This is a genomic window from Phenylobacterium sp. (genome assembly GCF_016793285.1).
In the GTDB taxonomy this organism is placed as follows: domain Bacteria; phylum Pseudomonadota; class Alphaproteobacteria; order Caulobacterales; family Caulobacteraceae; genus Phenylobacterium.
In genome coordinates, this window is sequence record NZ_JAEUMO010000091.1 from 1 (window position 1) to 15,117 (window position 15,117).

General features: G+C 72.0%; 15 protein-coding genes. 7 read left to right on the top strand and 8 right to left on the bottom strand.

All coding sequences use genetic code 11. The annotated features are described in order from the left end of the window. On the bottom strand, positions 1 to 198 hold a 198-nt coding region (locus tag JNL41_RS09445), incomplete at its 3' end, for a FliM/FliN family flagellar motor switch protein (RefSeq protein WP_293474310.1). Between the two features lie 60 nt (positions 199 to 258). Here JNL41_RS09445 and lipB point away from each other — a divergent pair. Further along, entirely contained in the window at positions 259 to 996 is a 738-nt protein-coding gene (gene lipB / locus JNL41_RS09450) for a lipoyl(octanoyl) transferase LipB (RefSeq protein WP_293474312.1), read from the top strand. 36 nt (positions 997 to 1,032) lie between these two features. Here lipB and JNL41_RS09455 read toward each other — a convergent pair whose 3' ends face one another. Next, complete coding sequence (locus JNL41_RS09455) at positions 1,033 to 3,006, bottom strand: acetyl/propionyl/methylcrotonyl-CoA carboxylase subunit alpha (protein ID WP_293474314.1); 1,974 nt, start codon at positions 3,004 to 3,006, stop codon at positions 1,033 to 1,035. 53 nt (positions 3,007 to 3,059) lie between these two features. Between JNL41_RS09455 and msrB the strand changes: the two genes are divergently transcribed. After that, entirely contained in the window at positions 3,060 to 3,563 is a 504-nt protein-coding gene (gene msrB, locus JNL41_RS09460) for a peptide-methionine (R)-S-oxide reductase MsrB (RefSeq protein ID WP_293474316.1), read from the top strand. Continuing rightward, positions 3,560 to 4,384, top strand: coding sequence for a hypothetical protein (locus JNL41_RS09465; RefSeq protein ID WP_293474318.1), 825 nt, complete (start codon positions 3,560 to 3,562; stop codon positions 4,382 to 4,384). Before msrB ends, JNL41_RS09465 begins: the two co-directional genes overlap by 4 nt. Before the next feature lie 6 nt (positions 4,385 to 4,390). Here the strand turns inward: JNL41_RS09465 and JNL41_RS09470 are convergent, their stop codons facing one another. Continuing rightward, on the bottom strand, positions 4,391 to 5,422 hold the full coding sequence (locus JNL41_RS09470; RefSeq protein ID WP_293474320.1) for a BON domain-containing protein: 1,032 nt from the start codon (positions 5,420 to 5,422) through the stop codon (positions 4,391 to 4,393). A gap of 118 nt (positions 5,423 to 5,540) precedes the next feature. Then, on the bottom strand, positions 5,541 to 7,073 hold the full coding sequence (locus JNL41_RS09475) for an acyl-CoA carboxylase subunit beta (protein WP_293474321.1): 1,533 nt from the start codon (positions 7,071 to 7,073) through the stop codon (positions 5,541 to 5,543). A gap of 88 nt (positions 7,074 to 7,161) precedes the next feature. Between JNL41_RS09475 and JNL41_RS09480 the strand changes: the two genes are divergently transcribed. Beyond that, positions 7,162 to 7,455 carry a putative quinol monooxygenase gene (locus tag JNL41_RS09480; RefSeq protein ID WP_293474322.1) on the top strand — a complete coding sequence of 98 codons (294 nt, stop codon included), beginning with the start codon at positions 7,162 to 7,164 and terminating at the stop codon, positions 7,453 to 7,455. Between the two features lie 40 nt (positions 7,456 to 7,495). On the opposite strand, the gene JNL41_RS09485 is transcribed toward JNL41_RS09480, so the two are convergent. Next, on the bottom strand, positions 7,496 to 8,233 hold the full coding sequence (locus JNL41_RS09485; protein WP_365698042.1) for an ATP12 family protein: 738 nt from the start codon (positions 8,231 to 8,233) through the stop codon (positions 7,496 to 7,498). A 78-nt stretch (positions 8,234 to 8,311) separates the two neighbouring features. Here JNL41_RS09485 and JNL41_RS09490 point away from each other — a divergent pair, with 78 nt between their 5' ends. Together JNL41_RS09490 and JNL41_RS09495 are read left to right on the top strand one after the other, a co-directional pair. After that, positions 8,312 to 9,775, top strand: a complete 1,464-nt coding sequence (locus JNL41_RS09490) for a DUF1800 family protein (RefSeq protein WP_293474323.1) — start codon at positions 8,312 to 8,314, stop codon at positions 9,773 to 9,775. Then, positions 9,772 to 10,959, top strand: a complete 1,188-nt coding sequence (locus tag JNL41_RS09495) for a DUF1501 domain-containing protein (RefSeq protein WP_293474325.1) — start codon at positions 9,772 to 9,774, stop codon at positions 10,957 to 10,959. The genes JNL41_RS09490 and JNL41_RS09495 overlap by 4 nt, the downstream gene beginning before the upstream one ends. A 39-nt stretch (positions 10,960 to 10,998) precedes the next feature. Here JNL41_RS09495 and JNL41_RS09500 read toward each other — a convergent pair whose 3' ends face one another. The 3 genes from JNL41_RS09500 to crcB are packed head-to-tail and all read right to left on the bottom strand — an operon-like array spanning position 10,999 to position 13,849. Continuing rightward, positions 10,999 to 12,495 (bottom strand): putative 2OG-Fe(II) oxygenase, encoded by a 1,497-nt coding sequence (locus JNL41_RS09500; RefSeq protein WP_293474327.1) that lies wholly within the window; start codon positions 12,493 to 12,495, stop codon positions 10,999 to 11,001. Then, positions 12,492 to 13,469, bottom strand: a complete 978-nt coding sequence (locus tag JNL41_RS09505) for an RluA family pseudouridine synthase (RefSeq protein WP_293474329.1) — start codon at positions 13,467 to 13,469, stop codon at positions 12,492 to 12,494. Before JNL41_RS09505 ends, JNL41_RS09500 begins: the two co-directional genes overlap by 4 nt. Next, entirely contained in the window at positions 13,466 to 13,849 is a 384-nt protein-coding gene (gene crcB, locus JNL41_RS09510) for a fluoride efflux transporter CrcB (RefSeq protein WP_293474331.1), read from the bottom strand. The genes JNL41_RS09505 and crcB overlap by 4 nt, the downstream gene beginning before the upstream one ends. A gap of 57 nt (positions 13,850 to 13,906) precedes the next feature. Here crcB and JNL41_RS09515 point away from each other — a divergent pair. After that, on the top strand, positions 13,907 to 15,117 hold a 1,211-nt coding region (locus tag JNL41_RS09515; RefSeq protein ID WP_293474333.1), incomplete at its 3' end, for a hypothetical protein.

Below are 15,117 nucleotides of genomic sequence, written 5' to 3' on the forward strand. Positions count from 1 at the left end.
GATCTGGATCTCGCCGCGGGCGACCGGATGGTTGTTGGCCAGGATCCAGACTTCGTCGTTCACCGAGGTGTCCAGCGGGATCACCGCGCCGCGGCCCATGCGCAGCAGTTGCTGCATGGGAAGCTGGGCGCGCCCGAGCACCACCTGGATTTCGACGTTGACCGCCTTGACCTGGCTCACGAAGGAAAACCCCGACATACGCGTGAAGAACTTGCGGGCTTTGCACGACGCACGCCCGAGCCCCACATTTGGCCCCACATGCTTGACCGCACGTTAAATTCCGCTGTGCCGTCTGTTTCGGAGGGGGCGCTGTTCGGTCGCACCGATGATGCTGCGGTCGGCTGGGCCGTCTCGCGCAGCCCCGTGCCCTACCCCGAAGCCGTCGCCGCCATGGAGGCGCGCGCAGCCGCCATCGCCGACGGGACCGCGGGCGACCTCGTGTGGCTGCTGGAGCACCCGGCCCTCTACACCGCCGGCGTCTCGGCCAAGCCGGGCGACCTCATCGACCCTGACCGCTTTCCGGTCTTCGCGAGCGGGCGCGGCGGGCAGTTCACCTACCACGGCCCCGGCCAGCGGGTGGCCTATGTGATGCTCGACCTCACCCGGCGCCGCCGCGACGTCCGCGCCTTCGTCGCCGCGCTGGAGGCGTGGGTGATCGGGGCGCTCGACGCCTTCAACGTCGCCGGCGAGATCCGCGAGGGCCGCGTGGGCGTCTGGGTCGAGCGCAAGGCCCCGGGAGTCCCGCCCCGCGAGGACAAGATCGCCGCCATCGGCGTGAAGCTGCGCCGCTGGGTCTCGTTCCACGGCGTCTCGCTGAACGTGGAGCCCGACCTCGGCCACTTCGGCGGCATCGTCCCCTGCGGCGTCACCGACCACGGCGTCACCAGCCTCGTCGACCTCGGCCTCCCCGTCACGATGGACGAGGCCGACGCCGCCCTGAAGGCCAGCTTCCGCACCGTGTTCGGGCGGGTGGAGGACGCCGCGCCGCCCGTCTAGCGCCCGCCGCTTCGCGCGGGCGGTCGGCACGCCGCGTCAGGCGAATTCGACCAGCACCTCGTCGGCGGCCACGCTGTCGCCGCTCTTCACGTTGACGGCCTTGATCGTGCCGTCGCGTTCGGCGCGCAGGATGTTCTGCATCTTCATGGCCTCGAGCACGGCCACGATCTCGCCGGTCTTCACGTCCTGGCCCTGGGCCACGTCGATGGAGACCACCAGCCCCGGCATCGGCGACAGCACCATCTTCGAGGTGTCGGCGGCCTTCTTCGGCGGCAGCTTCTCGTGCAGTTCGGCCGAGCGCGGCGAGAGCACCAGCACATTCAGCGTCGTCGCCCGGTGCCGGATCACGAAGCCCTCCGCCGCCGGCTTCACCGTCACGGTGAACTCCCGGCCGGCGAACTTGCCGCGGAACTGGCTGGAGCCCGGCCGCCAGTCGATGGTCTCGAGCTTCACCTTCCGCGTCCCGAAGTCGGCGATCAGCGTCCCGTTGTCGGCCGCCACCTTCACCGGACGCGACTGATGGCCCGCGATCACGATCCAGTCGTCGCGCAGCAGGTTCGGCGCCGCGCGGCGCGTCAGCGTGCGGTGCATCGAAAGCGCCACGGCGCTCATCAGGTCGCGCTGGAAGTCCGTCGGCGGCAGGCCCTGGAAGCCCTCCGGGAACTCGTCCTTGATGTAGTTGGTCGAAAGCTTGCCCGACCGGAACCGCTTCTGGTCCATCACCGCCGCCAGGAACGGGATGTTCTGGCCCAGGCCCTCGATGTGGAAGTCCTCCAGCGCCCGGCCCATCGCGTCGATCGCCGCCTCGCGCGTCTTCCCCCAGGTCGACAGCTTCGAGATCATCGGATCGTAGAACATCGAGATCTCGTCGCCCTCGCGGACGCCCGCGTCGTTGCGCGTGATCGTCGGGCCGATCTCCCCCTCCGGCGGCGGCGCGTAGCGCACCAGCCGGCCGATCGAGGGCAGGAAGCCGCGGTACGGATCCTCGGCGTAGATCCGGCTCTCCATGGCCCAGCCGTTGATCTTCAGGTCCTTCTGCGCGAACGGCAGCTTCTCGCCGTAGGCCACCCGGATCATCTGCTCGACCAGGTCGACGCCGGTGATGAGCTCGGTGACCGGATGCTCCACCTGCAGGCGGGTGTTCATCTCCAGGAAGAAGAAGCTCTTGTCCTGGCCGGCCACGAACTCGACCGTGCCGGCGCTGTCGTAGTTCACCGCCTTGGCCAGTGCGACGGCCTGCTCGCCCATCGCCCGGCGGGTCTTCTCGTCCAGCAGCGGGCTCGGGGCTTCCTCGATGACCTTCTGGTTGCGCCGCTGGATCGAGCATTCGCGCTCGAACAGGTGGACGACGTTGCCGTGCTTGTCGCCCAGCACCTGGATCTCGACGTGGCGCGGGCTCTCGATGAACTTCTCGATGAAGATGCGGTCGTCGCCGAAGCTGGCCTTGGCCTCGGCGCGCACGGCCGGGAAGCCCTCTTCGACGTCCTTGCGGCTCCAGGCGACGCGGATGCCCTTCCCGCCCCCGCCGGCCGACGCCTTGATCATCACCGGATAGCCGATCTCCTCGGCGATCTGGATGGCGTGCCTGGTGTCGCTGATCTCGCCGACGTGGCCCGGAACGGTCGACACGCCCGCCTTGCCGGCGAACTTCTTCGACTCGATCTTGTCGCCCATGGCCTCGATGGCCTTGGGGTTCGGGCCGATGAAGACGATGCCCTCGGCCGCCAGCCGCCGCGCGAAGCTCGCGTTCTCGCTGAGGAAGCCGAAGCCCGGGTGGACCGCCTGGGCCCCGGTCTGGCGCACCGCGTCCACGATCTTGTCGGCGACGAGATAGCTCTCCGACGCGGGGGCCCCGCCGATGAACACGGCCTCGTCGGCCATCTCCACCGCCATCGAGTCGGCGTCGGCCTCGGAGTAGACCACCACCGTCTTGATGCCCATCTTGCGGGCGGTCTTGATGATCCGGACGGCGATCTCGCCCCGGTTCGCGATCAGGATCTTCGAGAACATTCCGGCCCTTGAATGACTTCCACCTGGAGGGGCGCGACCTTAGATTGGCGTACATGAGCACGCCAGACGTCTCCCCTTCGGGGTTCTCTCTCTCGCCGCCTGACCCTGAGGAACGCAAGCGCCTGGAGGCGTCGCTGTCCCGCGAGGAGGCCGAGGTCCTGCTGCACCACGGCACCGAGGCGCCGTTCTGCGGCGGCCTGCTCGATCAGAAGGACGACGGCGTCTACTGCTGCCGCCTCTGCGGGCTGCCGCTGTTCCGGCACGCGACCAAGTTCGAGAGCGGCACGGGCTGGCCCTCGTTCTGGGCGCCGATCGACGAGGCCCACGTCAAGGGCGTGCGCGACACCTCCTGGGGCATGGTCCGCATCGAGACCCGCTGCGCCCGCTGCGATTCGCACCAGGGCCACGTCTTCCCCGACGGCCCGCCGCCGACCCGCCTGCGCTACTGCATCAACTCGGTCAGCCTCGAGTTCGTCGCCGACGGCGCCACCCTGCGCGACCCGCTGAACCGCGGCGACAACACGCACGCCACGGCGCCCAAAGTCGCCGGCGAGTGAGCGACGACGGCGAGCCCGGTCACCGGGGCCTCTGGAAGTCCGGCCTCTGGGCGTTTCTGGCCGCGATCGCCATGCTGGGCTGGGTCGCCTGGCGCAACCTCGCCGAAGACACCGGGACAGGCGCCTTCTCCACCCTCGACGGGGTGGCCTCGGAGGGCGAGCGCGCCGCCGCGGGGCGCCTGCTCACCGACGCCTACGCGGTCCTGCGCTCGCCCGCGTTCGGCGACGCCCTGCGCGGGTTCGAACGCGCCTACCCGGCGGTCTACGCGCGCGACGCCGCCCAGGACCTCTCGCCCGCCCGCGTCGCCGACATCGTGGACCTGAAGCCGTTCGGCTCGCGCTATGCGCCCGCGCAGGTGGACATCGTCGACGAGAGCCCGGTGCTGCTGGCCGCGGCCGGCGAAGGCGGCGTTTCGGGCCGCTACTCGGGCATCGAGGTCAGCCGGCCGGTCCTGGCGGCCTACGCCTCCGACAACGTCGTGCGGCGTTCGTGCGCGATCAACGTCGCCGCGCACGAGTACGCCCACACCATCTCGCTGACGCCGGTGGGCTTCCACGTCGCCTTCACCGACACCAACGCCGAGCGGCGCTCGATCGCGAACCGGCTGAACCCCGACAGCCCCGTCGCCAGCTACCTCATCGGCGCGACGGCCCAGTGCGTCTGGCTGGCCAAACAGGGCCGGATCGGCCGCGACGAGATCGCAACCTGCGTCCAGGTCTTCGGCGTCCGCGCCTTCAACTGGGACCGCTGCAGCCAGTTCGCCCCCGGCGAAGCCGTGGCCCCGAAGCCCGGCATCGCCAAGGAGGCGCCCCCGCTCTGACGGCGCCTAGCTGTCCTTGCGGGTCGAGTGGGTCTTGCCGTCGGTGACGTCCTTCACCTCCGGGTTGTCGCCGCGCATGCGGGCTTCGTTGACGCTGTCGCCGTAGCCGCGGCCGGCGCTGGTGAAATAGCTGCCAGCCTGGATGCGCAGGTTGTTCTGCACGTGCTTCACGCCCGACAGGTCCTCGACGAGCCGTTCGGCGCGGTGCTTGGCCTCGCGGCTTTCCACCGTGCCCGACAGCGTCACCTCGCCGCCCGACACCGAGACGTTGACGCCGGACGCGTCGATCCAGCTATCGTCGGTCAGCCGCTGGTGGACCTCCTCGCTGATCCGCTCGTCCGAGCGCTGGTAGCCCTTGGGCCCCAGGCCGCGCGCGCCGCGATAGGCGTCGTCGCGCCCGTCCTCGCGGCTCAGGTCGCTGAACCACGACTTCACCTTCTCGCCGGTGCGCCGGAAGAACTCTCCGGCCTCGCGGGCCCGGTCCTCGAAGTCCTCGCGGCCGCGATAGCTGCGCTCGTCGTCGTAGCCGCCGCCCGAGAGCGGCCGCGCCCCGTAGGCCGCGCCTTCATAGCCGATGTCGCCGCCGCGGCCGATCTCGCGCCGCCAGCGCCGGTCGGCCTCGAGCGTACCGAACCGCCGGCCCTCGTCGTAGCCGCGCGGGACCGGGCCGTACTCGTGGCCGCCCATGCCGTAGTTCTCGCGGTAGACCGCCGCGCGGCCGTCGTCGCCGTAGTATCGGCCGCCGGGGCCGGGGTCCCGGCGCGTGCGATCCCGCGGATGGGCGCGGTAGCCGGTGTCGTACTCGCCGCGCCGCATCGCCGGCGACACGCCCTCGTAGTCGCGGTCCTGCCAGCCCGGCCCGCGGCCGCGGTAGCCGCGCCGCTCGTCGCCCTGCGGCCGGTTGTAGCCCGCGCCGCTCTCGCGCTCGCCGAACACGCGGTCCTCGGGGCCCCACGAGCGGTCGTCGTCGTCCCGCCGCCAGTCGCCCTCGAACCGAGACCCGCGATCCTGCCACTCGTCGCTCCACCGACCGACCATGCTCGTTCTCCTTGCTCTGCTTCACAGGGCTCACGCCTGCGTCACGGGCAGAACAAGGCGGTGGTGAGGGTGGTTCCGAGGATTGGCGCGCGTCGCGGTCGCCACCTGCCGGTGAGCGTCACAGCGGAATGTTGTCGTGCTTCTTCCAGGGGTTCGACAGCGTCTTGCCCTTCAGGTTCTTCAGCGCGTTCGAGATCCGGCGGCGGGTCGAGTGGGGCATGATCACGTCGTCGATGTAGCCGCGCGAAGCGGCCACGAACGGGTTGGCGAAGCGGGCCTTGTACTCGGCCTCGCGGGCGGCGATGGCGTCGGGGTCGCCGATCTCGCTGCGGAAGATGATCTCCACGGCGCCCTTCGAGCCCATCACCGCGATCTCGGCCGACGGCCAGGCGTAGTTGATGTCGCCGCGGATGTGCTTGGAGCTCATCACGTCGTAGGCCCCGCCGTAGGCTTTGCGGGTGATGATGGTGATCTTCGGCACCGTGGCCTCGGCGAAGGCGAACAGGAGCTTCGCGCCATGGCGGATCAGGCCGCCCTGCTCCTGCTTCGTCCCCGGCATGAAGCCCGGCACGTCGACGAAGGTGATGATCGGGATCTCGAAGCAGTCGCAGAAGCGCACGAACCGCGCGCCCTTGCGCGAGCTGTCGATGTCGAGCACGCCCGCCAGCGTCTGCGGCTGGTTGGCCACGATGCCCACCGGCTGGCCGTCGATGCGCGCGAAGCCCACGACGATGTTCTTGGCGAAGTCCGGGCTGATCTCGAAGAAGTCGGCTTCGTCCACGACCTTCAGGATCAGCTCCTTCATGTCGTAGGGCTTGTTGGGGTTGGCCGGCACCAGGGTGTCCAGCGACGCCTCCTGGCGCTCGCGGTCGTCGAAGCTCTCGCGCACCGGCGGCTTCTCGCGGTTCGACAGCGGCAGGAAGTCGATCAGGCGGCGCACCTGCGTCAGCGCCTCGAGGTCGTTCTCGAACGCCCCGTCGGCCACGCCCGACTTCAGCGCGTGGACCCGATAGCCGCCCAGTTCCTCGTGGCTCACCTCTTCGTGGGTGACCGTCTTCACCACGTCGGGGCCGGTCACGTACATGTAGGAGGTGTCCTTCACCATGAAGATGAAGTCGGTGATCGCGGGCGAATAGACGTCGCCGCCGGCGCAGGGACCCATGATCACGCTGATCTGCGGGATGACGCCCGAGGCCAGGGTGTTCTCCAGGAAGATGTCGGCATAGCCGCCCAGCGCCGCCACGCCCTCCTGGATGCGCGCCCCGCCCGCGTCGAAGAGGCCGATGACCGGCGCGCCGACCTTCATGGCCTGGCGCTGCACCTTGAGGATCTTCTCGGCGTGGGCGCTGGAGAGGGATCCGCCGAAGACCGTGAAGTCCTTGGAGAAGACGAAGACGACGCGGCCGTTGACGCGACCCCAGCCGGTGACCACGCCGTCGCCCGGCACCCGCTGCTTGTCCATGCCGAACTCGGCGACGCGGTGCTCGACGAACATGTCGAACTCCTCGAACGAGCCCTCGTCGAGCAGCAGGTCGATCCGCTCGCGCGCCGTCAGCTTGCCCTTGGCGTGCTGGCTCGCGATCCGCTTCTCGCCGCCGCCCAGGCGGGCTTCCTCGCGGCGCTTCTCGAGCTCTTCCAGGATGTGCTTCACGGGCGCGGTCCTCTCACGAAAGCGCAGGCGTAGTCGCGGCGGATCGGCTAGGCAAGTTCACGCGGCGTGATGCGGAGGAGCGGACCACATGCTGATCGTGACCGGTTCGGTGACCGCCCGGCCCGACACCTTCGAGGCCCTGCGCGAAGCGGCGCTGGCCCACACCCGCCGCTCCCGCGCCGAGCCCGGCTGCCTGAAGCACAGCGTCCACGTCGACTGCGAGGACCCGCTGACGCTGTTCTTCTACGAGGAGTGGGCGGACCGCGCCGCGCTGGACGCCCACTTCGCCGTGCCGGAGTCGCTGGACTACATGAAGATCGCCCGCGACCTCGCCGCCTCGGGCAGCAAGATCAGGATCCTGCCGATCATTCCGCGGGACTGAGCTTCACCGCCCATTCGCGCATACGCGGGGGATGAGCGGGTTACGCCTCCAGCGCCCGGAACCACCGCTCCAGCATCGCCGCCTCGCCGGTCAGCCGCGCCGTGCGCTCGGCGGCCTCTTCGTCGATGCCCCATTTCTCTTCCTGGAACGCCTCGTCCAGGCGGGAGAGCTCGAAGGCGCCCTCGCCGCTGGTCCAGCCACGCAGCAGCGCGAGCGCCAGCACCGCCGACCCGAACAGCGCCGCGCCGAACGCGAGCCCGGCCAACTGGAAGTCGTCCAGGCCCAGCGCGATCTCGCGAACGCGCGCCAGGGTCTCGGGCGGCTGCGCCTGGTGCAGGATCCCCTCGCACCGCTCGAACGCCAGACCGTCCTCGGCTTCCGCCCGCGCCAGGATCGGCCCCCACGCCGCCTCCTGTCGCCGCACGAGCTCCACCGGGCTCTCGGCGAAGTAGCAGAGCAGGTCGGAGCCGGCGTATTGCGCGATCTGGTCGGCCACGCCTTCGCGGGTCGCGCCGATCGTCTCGATGGCGGTGTTGGCGAGGCGCGTGGCATGCATCGTCGCCATCTCGATGACGTCGGTCTGCGCGGCCCACTCCTCGGCGATCTGCCCGGCCGCGGCGGGCGTCGGCAGGACCAGGCGCTCGGCCCTGGGCGTGCGCAGGTTGCGGCCGTCCAGCAGCACACCGAAGCCGCCGCCCTCCGCCTCGGCGACCGTCACGGCCTTGTAGAACCGCTTCGGCTTCTCGGCCGGCTCATGGAAGCCCTTGCGCAGATCCAAGCCACCTTCTCCCGACGGAATGCGCCGACGCGGGCGTGCAATGAGGGTAAAACCCCGCCGTCGCAAGGGAGGATCGGCTTGGCCGGCAACCCACGTGAACTCGACGCCGCGATCGCCGTCACCCGCTTCGGCCTCGGCGCCAGGGCGGGCGAGATCGAGAGCGCGGCCGGCGACCCCCGCGGCTGGCTGAAGGCCCAGATCCGGACGCAGGGCGCCGAGACCTTCCCCACGCAGGGCGAGGACTCGGCCCGGCGCTTCGCCGAGTTCCGCGAATACCGCCAGGAACGACTCGCGGCGCGCCGCACCGGCGGACAGGCCGACGCCGCGCCCGCGCGGGACGGCGGCGACATGCGGCCGGCCGACGATCCCGTGGCCGCCGCCCGCCGGTTCGTCCGCCAGAACGCCGCCGGCGACGTGCTCGCCCGCACCCGCCTCGCCACGGTCACCGACGCGGGCTTCTGCGAACGCTGGGCGCTGTTCTGGGCCAACCACTTCACGGCCTCGGCGACCAAGGCGCAGGTCTCGGGCCTGGTCGGCCCGTTCGAGAACGAGGCGATCCGCCCCCACGTCTTCGGCCGCTTCGCCGACCTCCTGGCCGCCGCCGAGACGCACCCGGCCATGCTGCTCTACCTCGACCAGGCCCAGTCGATCGGCCCCAACAGCCGCGCCGCCCAGCTCCAGGGCCGCCGCGGCGCCCGGCAGCCCGACGGCGCGCCGCCGCGTCCCGCCGGCCTGAACGAGAACCTCGCCCGCGAGATCCTCGAACTACACACCGTCGGCATCGGCGGCGGCTACGCCCAGGCCGACGTCACCGAGTTCGCCCGAGCCCTGACCGGCCTCGGCCTCGCCCGTCCCAACGAGCCGCAGACCCAGCTCGTGGTCTTCCGCCAGCCCGCCCACGAGCCCGGCGCGCGCACGGTGATGGGGCGGCCGTACCCCGCCGGCGGCAGGGAACAGGCCGGCGCGATCCTCGCCGACCTCGCCGCCGCGCCGCAGACGGCCCGCTTCGTCTGCGCCAAGATCGCCCGCCACTTCGTCGCCGACGATCCGCCGCCCGCCCTCGCCGCGCGGCTGGAGAAGACCTGGCTCGGCTCGGGCGGCGACCTCGCCCGCGTGGCCGAGGCGCTGATCGACGCGCCCGAGGCGTGGGCCCCGCAGCCGGCGAAGTTCAAGACGCCCTACGAGTTCGTCATCTCCAGCTACCGCGCCACCGGCGGCGCGCCGCAGGGGCCGCGGTGGGGCCCGCAGGTGAACCAGGCGCTGAGCGGCCTGGGCCAGCGCCCGTTCGGCGCGCCCTCGCCCAAGGGCTGGCCCGACGAGGCCGCCCCCTGGGCCGCCTCGGACGCCCTGGTGAAGCGCATGCAGTTCGCCCAGGGGCTCGCCGCCGCGGTCGGGCCGGACGTCCAGGATCCCAACGCGCTGGCCGCCGCCACGCTGGGCGCGCGCCTCTCGCCGACCGCGGCCGCCGCCATCCGCCGGGCGGAATCGCGGCCCGAGGCGGTGGCCCTCCTCCTCATGACGCCGGAGTTCCAGCGCCGATGACCGCGTTCAGCCTGAACCGCCGCGCCCTCGCCGCCGGCCTCGCCCTGCCCTTCCTCGCCCGCGCCGCCGACGCCGCCCTGCCCCCGAACAGGAAGTTCGTCGTCGTCATCTGCCGCGGCGGCATGGACGGCCTCTCCGTAGCTCCGCCAGTCGGCGATCCCGACTACCGGGCGCTGCGCGGCCCGCTGGCCATGGGCGACGAGGCCCTGAAGCTGGACGGGACCTTCGCGCTCCACCCGCAGCTCGCCTCGATCCACGCGCTCGCCAAGGCCGGCCAGGCGCGCATCGCGCCGGCCGTCGCCAGCCCCGACCGGGCCCGCTCGCACTTCGAGGCCCAGGACGTGCTGGAGACGGGCGCGGGCGGCGTCTACGCCACCAGCTCCGGCTGGCTGAACCGCGCCGTCGGCGCGCTCTCCGCGGCCGGCCGGGTCGAGGCGATCTCGGTCGGCGCCACGGCGCCCCTGATCCTGCGCGGTCCGGCCCCGGCGGCCTCGTGGTCGCCCGGCCGCGCCGTCGACACCGCCGCGCGCCTGCCGACGCTGCTGCAGGACCTCTACCGCGACGACCCGCTGCTGGGCCCGGCCCTGGCCCGCGGCCTCGCCACCGAGACCATGGCCCAGGAGACCGGCGCCGGCGGTCCGCAGATGGGCGGCCTGCGCGCCGCCCCCGCGGGCCAGGGCCGCGAGGTCGCCCGCGCCATGGGCGAGGCGCTCGCCGGCTTCCTGAAGGCGCCCGGCGGTCCGCAACTGGCGGCCGTCTCGGTCGACGGCTTCGATTCCCACGCCAACCAGACCGGCCTGCTCAACAACCGGCTGGCCGCGCTCGACGCCCTCGTCGACGGCCTGCACACCGGCCTCGGCCCGGCGTGGAAGGACACGGTGGTCCTGGCGGTCACCGAGTTCGGCCGCACGGCCCGCGCCAACGGCACCGGCGGCACCGACCACGGCACCGGCGCGACGGCGCTGGTCCTCGGCGGGGCGCTGAAGCCCGGCGGGATCATCGGCGACTGGCCGACACTGCGGCCGCAGGCGCTGTTCGAGAACCGCGACGTCTACCCCGCCCTCGACCTGCGCAGCCTGGAGAAAGGCCTGCTGGCCGACCACCTGGGCCTCGAGCGCCGCGCCCTCGACGCCGCCGTCTTCCCCGACAGCGCGGGCGTGCAGGCGCTCACGGGGCTGGTCTAACGCTCCAAGCCTGCCTTTCCCGCTCGCGGGAAAGGCAGGTCAGGCCGGCACGACGTCGAAAGCGATCGTCATGCGGCGCTCGTCGGTCGTGAAGGGCACGGTGCCGTGCCACATGTACGACGGGAACAGCACGAGCCGGCCCGGCTTCGGCCGCACATAGTGTTCGGCGGGCAGTTCGGGGACCGTCCTGAACGGCGGCTGTCCGAACCGGATCCAGCCCTGTTTCTCGGCGCTGTCGAGCGCGCTTTCGGGCGTCTCGACGTAGAAGGCCGAGCTCAGCCAGCCCTCGGGGTGGAAGTGGTCGAGGTGGAAGCCGCCCGGCTTCAGGCGCACCGACCAGGCCCCCTCGATCCGGTAGTTCCCGGTGCGGCGCCGGCGAAGCGGGTCCGCTCCCTCGCCGATCCTGGCGATGTGCGCGCGGATCGGCGCGTCGATGGCCTTGAAGAAGGCCTGGACCGCCGGCTCGTCGGAGCCGGTCAGGCGGTAGGTCGTCTGGCTGCCGTTGCGCAGCGACTGGGCCGAGGGGTGCTCGTTGTAGACGTGGATGCGATCCAGCGCGGCCCTCAGCTCGGCGAGATAGGCTTCCAGGCTCGCGTAGCCTTCGGGCGCCGCGATCTCGTAGACCCCGACCATGGCGTCGTAGTCGTGGAGCTCCGCATAGAGCGGGTCGCCCACGGCGCGCGCGGCGGTCGCGGCCCACCCCCACAGCGACTGGTCCTCGGGCGCGATCTCCAGGCCCTTGCGCGCCTTGGCCAGCGCCAGCTCGGGCTTGCCCAGCGACAGGTAGACGATGGCGAGCTGGTTCAGCACGCCGGGGCCGTCCGGGAACAGCGTCTCGGCCGCCAGCGCGCGCGCCTCGGCCTCGGCGAGACGGCCGCGTTCCAGGGCGGCCTGGGCGGCGGCCATCTGGATGGCCGGGTCGTCGGGCATCCGGTCGGCCGCCAGCGCCAGCAGGTCCGCGCCCTTTTCCGCCTCCCCGGCCGCCGCGTAGAGCTTGGCCTTGGCGAGCAGCAGCGGCGCGGGCGGCCCGCCGGCGTGGGCGGCGCGGTCCAGCACGGCCTGCGCCGAGGCGAGGTCGCCGCGGCGCATCCAGATCACGTCGGCGTATTCGGCGGCGGTCTCGATGCGGGCCGGGGCGCGCTTCAGCGTCTCCTGGTAGGCCTGCTCGGCCCTGTCGAGGTCGCCGGCGGCGGCATGGGCGCGCGCCATCACGCCCCAGCTCAGCGCCCCGTCGATTCCACGCAGGAAGGCCTCGTTCATGGCCTTCACCGCCTCGCGGCCGCGGCCGAGGTCGCCCAGGGTGGCGGCCAGGTTGTGCCAGGCGACGCCACTGCTCGCGAACCGCGCGACCGCGCGCGCGTCGAAATCCAGCGCCGCCTCGCGCCGGCCGGCGCCCTTCAGCGCCGTCGAGTGCATGGCCAGCGCCCGGTGCGACGCGTCGGCGCGCTCCGCCAGCGGGCCGGTGATCGCCAGCGCCTCGTCCAGCCGTCCGGCGTCGAGGTGGGCCTTGGCCTGGTCCAGCGGATCGTTGCTCAACGTCGCCTCTCGAAGGGTTCGGGGTCGGCCTCGTGCTCGTCGAAGCCGAAGCGTTCGAAGCCGGCGGCCAGCTCGGGGCTGATCGGGGCCTCCAGCATAAGCGTCCCGCGCGAGGGATGCGGCAGGACCAGACGCCGCGCATGGAGCTGGAGCCGCAGCCCCTCGGAGAGTTCGACGGAGGCCTCGCTGTTGTACTTGGGATCGCCCAGGATCGGGTGGCCCATGGCCAGCATGTGCGCGCGTAGCTGGTGCGTGCGCCCGGTGTGCGGCCACAGCGCCATCCAGGCCGCGCGCGGCCCGGCGCGCGCGATCGTGACGAACTCGGTCTCGGCCTGCTCGGCGCGCTCGTCCCGGGGGTCGGCCGGGACCATCATCTCCCGGTCGCCGACGCCCTTCTTGGCCAGCGGCAGGTCGAGCACGCCCTCGCCCGGCTTCGGGAAACCCGCCACGATGGCCCAGTAGATCTTCTGCGCGCGGCGCCTGGCGAAGGCGCCGGCGAGCTTGGCCGCCGCGCCCGGCGTCTTGCCCAGCACCAGCACGCCCGAGGTGTCGCGGTCGAGGCGATGGACCAGCCGCGGCCGCTCCAGCCCCTCGCCCCAGGCGGAGAGCAGCCGGTCGACGTGCTTGCTCGTCTTCGTCCCGCCCTGCACCGCCAGGCCCGAGGGCTTGTTCAGCGCCAGGACCTCCTCGTCCTCGTAGATCACCAGGCTCTTGGCGTAGGCGATGTCGCGGGCCGCCAGCCTGCCCTTCTCCTCGGGCCGCGGCGCGTCGGGCAGCGGCGGCACGCGCACCTGCGATCCGGCCGTGAGGCGCGTGTCCGGCTTGGCCCGCGCGCCGTCGACGCGGATCTGGCCCGAGCGCGTCAGCTTCTGGATCTGCACATGGTTCAGGTGCGGCCAGCGGCGCTTGAACCAGCGGTCCAGGCGCACGCCCTCCTCGCCCTTGTCCACGTAGAGGGTCCGGACCTCCCTCACGCCAGCACGCGGCGCACGAGCATGAGGCCCAGGAACAGCGCGCCGACCGAGAGCACCACCGAGCCCAGGCTGTAGGCGAAGGCCGAGGCCCACTCGCGCCGCTCGATCATCAGCGCCACTTCCAGCGAGTAGGCGGAAAAGGTCGTGAAGCCGCCGAGAACGCCGACGCCCAGCAGCAGCCGCCAGCGCTCCTGGTCCGCGCCGCCGCGCAGCGCCAGCGTCGCCGCCAGCGCGCCCATGGCGAACCCGCCGACGACGTTCGCCGCCAGCGTCCCGTAGGGCCAGCCGGCCCCGAGCGTCCGGAGCGCCTGGACGCCCAGGAGATAACGGAGCACCGCGCCGAACGCGCCGCCCCCCGCCACCAGGAGAAGACTCTGCATCGCGCGCCTTATGCGACGGCAAGACTTCGTTTGCTACCTTCGGCGATGTTGACGGCCATGAGCGCCGCCCGCCCCGGCATGAGCCTGACCCGTATCGCCGCCTCGGACGCGGCGGCGCTGCTCGAACGGCTGTCGGGCTCGGACCGGCTGGAACGCGGCGCGGTCTTCGTGCTCAGCGTCGAGGCGATCCGCGATCTTTCCGGCGACCGCTGGCCCCGCAAGCGCGACGACGTCTGGGGCTACCTGGGCCGCAAGCTCAACGAGTATCTCAGCTACCAGGACGTCCATCAGCGCATCAACGACACCGACGTCCTGGTCGCCATGACCACGGAGGACGGCATCGCCGCCCAGGCCGTCGGGATGAAGGTGCTGGAGGACGTGCTGGAGTTCTTCCTCGGCGCGGCCGAGCGCAAGGACATCCGCATCAAGGCCGTCAGCCGGATCGACGGCGAGGAACTGGTCTGCGCCGACCTCGACCCCGAGATCATCGCCGTCGCCCGCGAGAAGGAAGCCGCCCACCCCTACCAGCGCCAGGTCAGCCCCGAGGCGGAGAAGGCGCGCAACCCGGTCAGCTTCGTCGCCCACAACGGCCAGCGCCTCGAAGTCGGCTTTGCGCTGGAGCACGTCGTGAACCTGCGCCACGGCGTCACCGCCGTGCTGCGCGTCGAGCCCACCGTCACCTTCGTCGCCACCGGCGAGACGATCCAGGCCCGGAAGTTCCGCAAGCTCTCCGACGAGGACATGGTCGCCATCGACCGGGCGAGCCTGGCCTTCGCCGCGCTCTTCACGCCCAAGGATGCCCGCACCCAGCCGCCGGTGATCGTCCCCTGCTCGTTCCGCACCATGGGCGTGCGCAAGGGCCGCGACCTGCTCCTCAACGTCGAGGGCCTGACCCCCGAGCGCGTGCGCCAGGGCGTCATGCTGGAATTCGTGGACATCGACCGCGGCGCCCCGAACGGCCGCGTCGTCGAGGTGGTCAGCCTCGTGGCGCGCCTCACCCGCGGCGTCGTGGCCCGCCTGCAACCCGGCGCCGACGCGCTGGAGCCGATCTCCGGCGCGCGGTTCAACGGCCTGACCGTGGACTTCGCCGACCTGGGCCTTCCCGACGGCCGGCTCAAGGCTGTCCTGCGGGCGATGGCGCACCAGATCCGCGGCAAGGCGCCGGCCCTCATCGCCCAGGGCCTCGCCGAACGCCTGCACTACGAGATGGCCGACGACGCGGGTTTCACCCACGCCGGCCTGCGCGCGGCGCCCAACACCGTGACCCA